Raw genomic sequence first — 6,838 nt, 5'->3', positions numbered from 1 at the left:
CACTTGTCATTAGATCTTCCACTGTTCAGCCAAGTGACGGAAGTGACACACGTCGATAAATACTAACAGTAGTTCAGCATACAGTTATCTCGGCATTACAATTATGCGTCTCGTGAACACAGTAGCACCTGTAAGGCATACTCCAGTTGTTTAGCATTATCTTCTACAATGAGCCATTCTGGTGGTAATATATCGCACTTATAGATTGTGCTCTGTGGCTGCTTGCCCATATAAGCTTGGGGGGCACTTTCCTTTAGCACAAAAACGGTTGATTGCCGGGCTAATTCCATGCAGTTATCTGATAGCCATTGGCAATACGTCATAACTGCGGCGGGTGGCGGAGTATGCGTGTGCGACATGGCTCGGCTTATGCTTTCCGCTAATAAAAGGGAAGTTGCGTATACCCGTATTGCATGGCGGTCGTAACGTTGCGTGACGATGTTAATCCGCTCTGCATGTAGCCGACCCCGTAGCGACCAGCGTTTACTGACCTGTGCTTCAGCTACAGCGGCACGAAGAGCTGCCAGAGCTGACTGAGCATCTGAAAGCTGACTCAAAGCGGCTTCTGCCCCCTTACTGCTTTGCACCTCGCAGGCTCTGAGCATTCGATCCATCCCATTACCGAGTTGTCGAAGGAAATCAGAAGTTGAACGCCCAATATCACTAAATGGATTAGACGTAAAAAGCACCTGGCTGAATAATAATCCTACAGAGGCTCCCAGCAAAACATCCACCAAACGGGTTCCACCCGCGTTTTCTGGCCCCATGGCAAGAACCAAAGCAACCGATACTCCAGCCTGGATTGGTACCACCGGGGCCGGGCCAATGGCGGCACCAAACAAAATAGCGAAGAACATACCGACGCACATCCGAATCAGTGGGTGAGTATCGGGTAACTGCCACATCAACTCCCCCATCACAATACCGAACGTACAACCAATCACTAGATTTCTTGCTTGTTTCAGGTGACTGGGTACGCCCGGAGCAAGACATACCACGGCACTGACGATGGCAAAAGTAGGATGTTCATGTCCCAGCAGCCATACGGCCAGTATCCATGACAGCAGGCAGGCGAGTGCAGTAGCAAGTGCATCACGCGCTGCCAGCCTCGCACGTGAAGGAAATCCAGTGACGACCTGGCGCCAGGTCAGGCGTAGACGAACTAACCAATGCAAAAGGGGAATCCTCGGTGATGATGGGCATAATGATTCATGGTTCTATATGATCAACTGGAATCAACGAAAATCAGCAATACGATTCTAATTTATTGCATTATTGGATGAATTCCATTTTTTCAAAATTTTAGCCCATATTTCTTTATCTTATCGGACAACGTACTTTTGGCTACCTGTAGTGACTCTGCTGTACGAGAAAGGCTACCTGCATGGCGTGCGAGCTCAGTGGCAATCAAACCTCTCTCAAAATATTCAACGGTTTGCATCAGTGAGAACGAGGAGATATCCGAAGAAATATCTCCCATTGTGATTGTACTCTTAATGCCCAGAACAAATCTCTCGGCTTCATTTCGCAACTCCCTTACGTTCCCGGGCCAACGCCAGGCCATCAACTGATGAAGTTTTGTCTCTTTAATCACTGGGGCTGTGCGATTGAAACTGATCGATGACTGGTTTACAAACAGGTTAAACAACAGGGGAATATCCTCCAGCCAGCAACCCTGCCGTCATCGGCCCGCCATAATGCAGACCTTTACCAATAAGAATCGCGGTCCCCAGTCCTGACAGGCAGACGATCACCGTGAAAACTACCTGCGGCATGCCATCGCTACGAATCGCGCGGATGAACTGCGGTCCCACAGAATAGCCAACGGCGAACAAAAACATGTAAAACCAAAGGTACGACGTTCTTGTTGGGAGAAAGCCGTGCCTTTATTCAGACCTGGATTTTTTAATAATTCGACCCCTTTCGGAAGGGATTTCTGCAACACAGTCATATTTAACTCTCCAAATTGAATCATTGTCTGTTGATGAATGAAACGTTCATCGCATCTCTGTCATTGCACTGAGCGTGCCACTTTTTATAAAAAATAAGTAATTGATAAATGGAGGTTAATTGTGAGCTGTGATTTTAGGTATTCCGGTTATCCGGAAAAATACGGATGCTATGTTCGGTTTTCCGAACGGAACGGGGGAAGTTAGGCAGATTATCCTGATGGACTACTTTTAATCAGTAGTGATTATGTGGGGAAGGCGAACGGCATCCGCGTAAACCTCTTTGCCGATCTGGGGCACAAGACTACAGTCTGTAAAGAGGTTTACGACACCATGCTTCATGGCTAAAACCGTTCAGCCGCGTTTCCGGCAGTGTTTGGTAGCCAGTCGCAATTTCCTGCCGACGGCCACCGGAAACGCGGTTCAGTCGGTTAAATCGCTTTCTGTGCTGGTACAACCAGGTTGTCGTCCCGGAGCCTGAATACTGATACAGACTGTTGCAGCAACCCGGCCTGCTCTTCAAGTGCCGCCGCCGCTGCAACGGACTCTTCAACAAGGGATGCGTTCTGCTGCGTCACACTGTCCATTTCGTGAACCGCAATACCAACCTGCTCAATTCCGCGGCTCTGTTCATCGGATGCAGCAGCAATTTCTGCCATAATATCTGTCACTCGGGTCACTGCATTGACGATATCAGACATCGAGTCGCCAGCACGTTTAACCAAGCCTGAGCCATTTTCAATACGACTGACTGAGGCCTCAATGAGTATCTTGATATCTTTAGCCGCAAGCGCACTGCGCTGGGCAAGGTTGCGAACCTCGCCAGCCACCACGGCAAATCCGCGCCCCTGCTCCCCAGCTCTTGCTGCTTCAACGGCCGCGTTAAGGGCGAGAATGTTAGTCTGAAACGCAATACCATCGATAACATTAATGATGGCACCAATTTCCTTAGAGCTATCGGCGATATCATCCATTGTACTTACAACCAAGCTGACAGCATCTCCCCCTTTTAATGCTTTATCGGAAGCGGCAACTGCAAGCTGTGAAGCCTGGCGGGCATTGTCAGCATTCAACCTAACCGTTGCCGTCAGTTGTTCCATACTTGCTGCAGTTTCTTCCAGTGATGCAGCTTGCTGCTCGGTCCGGGATGACAAATCATGACTACCTGAGGCTATCTCACCTGCCCCGGTGTATATAGAGTCAGAACCGAGTCTGACATCACTGACTGTTCTGATCAGAGACTGTTGCATATGGAGAATACTTTCTGCCAGTTTTGCCATCTCATTATTTCCTTCGACCCTCACCGAATGCGTGAGATCTCCCTGCGAAATAGTGCTCAAATGCTGCATATTATCTTTTAAAGGTGCAATGAGCATTCTCCGTAATCCGACCCAACTGAGTAATATAATGATGATCACCAAGAGAATAACTGTTCCCATAGTCCACAGCATTTCTGTAAAGGTTTTCTGATTTTCACTGATCCCCCGTCGACTTACGTCTTCATAAGTGACGCGCCAGCGATTATAGCTATCCTGCATGGATACCTGATAATCCTGAATACGTAGCCGTAGGATGTCATCCAGTTTTCCCTGCTCCGTAAGCGTTAACGCTTTATCAAGGACATCAGCGTAGGCCAAATAATCGCGTTTAAGCGCATCGAGGCTGCTCAGGTTGGTTCCCGGGCTGACGGTCTGAGAGTTAAAAAGCAGAAAATCATTTCTGCCTCGAGCGAGTTGTTGCCGTCCATCCTTCACGATATCGTTTAAAGAATCGGTATTCGACAGGGTATTATCGTTCATCGGCTTTGTTGAATAAATCGAACTTTTGCTGAGTTGAAGGATCAGATCACGCATCTTCCCGACAACGCAGACCGTTCCGTGGCAAAGCAAAAGTTCAAAATCACCAACTGGCCCACCTACAATAAAGCCCTCATCAACCGTGGCTCCATAACTTTCTGGCTGGATGATGAAGCTATTCAGGCCTGGTATGAGTCAGCAACACCTTCTTCACGAGGCAGACCTCAGCGCTATTCTGACCTTGCCATCACGACTGTGCTGGTCATTAAACGCGTATTCAGGCTGACCCTGCGCGCTGCGCAGGGCTTTATTGATTCCATTTTTTCTCTGATGAACGTTCCGCTACGCTGCCCGGATTACAGCTGTGTCAGCAGGCGGGCAAAGTCGGTTAATGTCAGTTTCAAAACGCCCACCCGGGGTGAAATCGCACACCTGGTAATTGATTCCACCGGGCTGAAGGTCTTCGGTGAAGGCGAGTGGAAAGTCAAAAAGCATGGCCAGGAACGCCGCCGTATCTGGCGTAAGCTGCATCTCGCCGTTGACAGTAAAACACATGAAATCATCTGCGCTGACCTGTCGCTGAACAACGTTACGGACTCAGAGGCCTTCCCCGGGTTAATCCGGCAAACCCACCGGAAAATCAGGTCAGCCGCCGCCGATGGCGCTTACGATACCCGGCTATGTCACGATGAACTGCGGCGTAAGAAAATCAGCGCGCTTATCCCTCCCCGAAAAGGTGCGGGTTACTGGCCCGGTGAATATGCAGACCGTAACCGTGCAGTGGCTAATCAGCGAATGACCGGGAGTAATGCGCGGTGGAAATGGACAACAGATTACAATCGTCGCTCGATAGCGGAAACGGCGATGTACCGGGTAAAACAGCTGTTCGGGGGTTCACTGACGCTGCGTGACTACGATGGTCAGGTTGCGGAGGCTATGGCCCTGGTACGAGCGCTGAACAAAATGACGAAAGCAGGTATGCCTGAAAGCGTGCGTATTGCCTGAAAACACAACCCGCTACGGGGGAGACTTACCCGAAATCTGATTTATTCAACAAAGCCACGTCAAACATATACTGGTGCCGGCCTGACAATGTCATTTCTGACGGTGGGGCCGCCATCCATCAAGGATTCGGAGCGGGTGTGGTGCGCCAACGATCGTCAGAAAAGCCTGCAGAACGCAATGGCTGGTTTTTTGGCAGGCAAAGATAGCTCAGAAAAATGTAAAAATCTGGTGATTAAAAAATCCGCTCTACACTAGCGACTGGGAGTGACGGTGACGCCTGTCATGGTGGTATTGGATAGCTCAGTGCACTCTTTCATCGGCTGCGTTTTTCCCGATAAAAATTCTCGCTGAACTCCAGTAAACTTTTTAGTGGGCGACCAGACCCGTGTAAGCATAGCGTGGGTCTGGTCTCATGGTTCTATTGTCCAGAATGCGTCCTGGCTAGCTGCGCCATATCTTTCTCTAAACGGTCGAGGCAGTCAGCGTGAATATCCGCCGGTGATGCTGCGCCCGTCAGAGTCATCGTTACCTTCATATCTTCAGCATACAGGCGCAGCAGGTGTGCGACACCAGCTTCTCCTGCCGTCGCCAGCGCATAAATATATGAACGTCCCAGCAGTACCCCTTTTGCGCCAAGGGCAAGCATCCGGATAACGTCCACCCCGGAACGCACTCCTGAATCGACCAGAACCGTGAGATCATCGCCGATGGCATCTACCACCCGAGGTAGCGCCCTGGCCGTTGGAATTGCGCCATCAAGCTGCCTGCCCCCGTGATTAGAAACCACAATGCCATCAGCGCCCAGACGGACGGCATTCTTTGCATCTTCAGGGTCAAGGATACCCTTGATAATCAGCTTCCCTTTCCAGCTGTCGCGTATCCACTCCAAATCGTGCCATGCAATGGAGGGGTCGAAGTTATTGCTTATAAACCCCATATAGTCGTCCATCGTCATCTTGTGTCCGGTGTAGGTTTCAATGTTGCCAAACGACAGGGGTCTGCCAGCCAGCCCAACGTCTATGGCCCAACGGGGGTGGGTACAGGCCTGCAGATATTGTCTCAGAGTGGCGCACGGTCCGGACATACCCGAGCGATTATCGCGATAGCGCGAGCCGGGGATGGGCATATCGACGGTGAAAACCAGCGTTTTCATCCCTGCGGCCCACGAGCGTTCGAGAGCATTGCGCATGTAACCGCGATCTTTAAGCACGTACAGCTGTGACCAGAGCTCTCCGGAGGCATGCTGCGCAACTTCTTCTATCGGGCATACCGATACCGTGGAAAGGGTATAAGGGATGCCGGCGTCGGTTGCGGCTCGCGCCGCTTTGACTTCGCCGCGCCGTGCGTACATGCCAGTGGCTCCTACAGGACCCAGCGCGACCGGCATTGCCCATGACGTTCCAAGGATATTAGTCGTCAGCGTCGGGTCGCCAACACCACAAAGCACCCGCTGACGCAGCGCAATTGAGGCGAGTTCAGTTGAGTTCGCGTGCATGGTATTTTCTGCTACTGCGCCGCCATCAATATAATCAAACAGAAATCGAGGAAGGCGATGACGGGCGGCCTCACGATAATCGGCGGGAGCTGAAACGATCATTTTTCTTTCCTTATAGATCTTAACTAAATTTATGTTCTGTAGGCAGAAAGATTATAGGTCCAATGAAATGAGGGGGGAAATGAAATTTTAGAATCCCGGTCATGCAGAAAGGGAATAACCTGTTTTTTAAACGCTGGTGATTTTTCTGATGAAGTATTTCTGCTGAAAATGTGTTCATTCTCTGACAGCAATATTTGATAAATAACTGCGCGGAAAGTAGATAACTTTAAAGGTACTCAGCCCGGATTGTGCGATGTGGTCAATCGCCAAAAAGGAACAAACAAACCAGCCCCCCAAGTATAGTGGGTATTTTTAACGTCAGGACTTCAGTTAAAGAAAATCATCTCAGTCGAGAAGAAATGGAGCAGATGGGAATCACCGAGAGCGTTGTCATCGATATGATTGAAAAAGTCGTTGCGCATGTGTTGCTGTGGATGGCGGAAAAGCGCTTGTTTTTTTTCGATTATTTTACCTGATGAAGCTTGACCTAG

5 protein-coding genes and 1 pseudogene are annotated in these 6,838 nt (G+C 49.9%); 1 reads left to right on the top strand and 5 read right to left on the bottom strand.

From position 1 onward, the window contains the following. Positions 1 to 101 precede the first annotated feature (101 nt). The 4 genes and pseudogenes from ACT3RT_RS22800 to ACT3RT_RS22785 all read right to left on the bottom strand — a co-directional run bounded on the left by ACT3RT_RS22800 (position 102) and on the right by ACT3RT_RS22785 (position 3,802). Positions 102 to 1,175 (bottom strand): FUSC family protein, encoded by a 1,074-nt coding sequence (locus ACT3RT_RS22800; RefSeq protein ID WP_496203774.1) that lies wholly within the window; start codon positions 1,173 to 1,175, stop codon positions 102 to 104. A gap of 119 nt (positions 1,176 to 1,294) precedes the next feature. Continuing rightward, positions 1,295 to 1,648: an AAA-type ATPase lid domain-containing protein gene (locus ACT3RT_RS22795; protein WP_017146595.1), complete on the bottom strand. Its 354-nt coding sequence runs from the start codon at positions 1,646 to 1,648 to the stop codon at positions 1,295 to 1,297. Next, a pseudogene (locus ACT3RT_RS22790) lies at positions 1,641 to 1,847 on the bottom strand (hypothetical protein); the annotation flags it as partial. The gene ACT3RT_RS22795 and the pseudogene ACT3RT_RS22790, both read right to left, overlap by 8 nt. Before the next feature lie 533 nt (positions 1,848 to 2,380). Next, positions 2,381 to 3,802: a methyl-accepting chemotaxis protein gene (locus tag ACT3RT_RS22785; protein ID WP_001572329.1), complete on the bottom strand. Its 1,422-nt coding sequence runs from the start codon at positions 3,800 to 3,802 to the stop codon at positions 2,381 to 2,383. A 24-nt stretch (positions 3,803 to 3,826) separates the two neighbouring features. On the opposite strand from ACT3RT_RS22785, the gene ACT3RT_RS22780 reads away from it, so the two are divergent. Then, on the top strand, positions 3,827 to 4,750 hold the full coding sequence (locus ACT3RT_RS22780; protein ID WP_001118619.1) for an IS5-like element IS903B family transposase: 924 nt from the start codon (positions 3,827 to 3,829) through the stop codon (positions 4,748 to 4,750). A gap of 418 nt (positions 4,751 to 5,168) precedes the next feature. Here ACT3RT_RS22780 and lldD read toward each other — a convergent pair whose 3' ends face one another. Next, positions 5,169 to 6,347: an FMN-dependent L-lactate dehydrogenase LldD gene (gene lldD / locus ACT3RT_RS22775; RefSeq protein WP_001572339.1), complete on the bottom strand. Its 1,179-nt coding sequence runs from the start codon at positions 6,345 to 6,347 to the stop codon at positions 5,169 to 5,171. Between the last annotated feature and the right edge of the window lie 491 nt (positions 6,348 to 6,838).

It is taken from the genome of Ewingella sp. AOP9-I1-14 (assembly GCF_052375995.1).
In the GTDB taxonomy this organism is placed as follows: Bacteria; Pseudomonadota; Gammaproteobacteria; order Enterobacterales; family Enterobacteriaceae; genus Ewingella; species Ewingella allii.
This window is presented reverse-complemented; position numbering and strand designations above follow the sequence as displayed.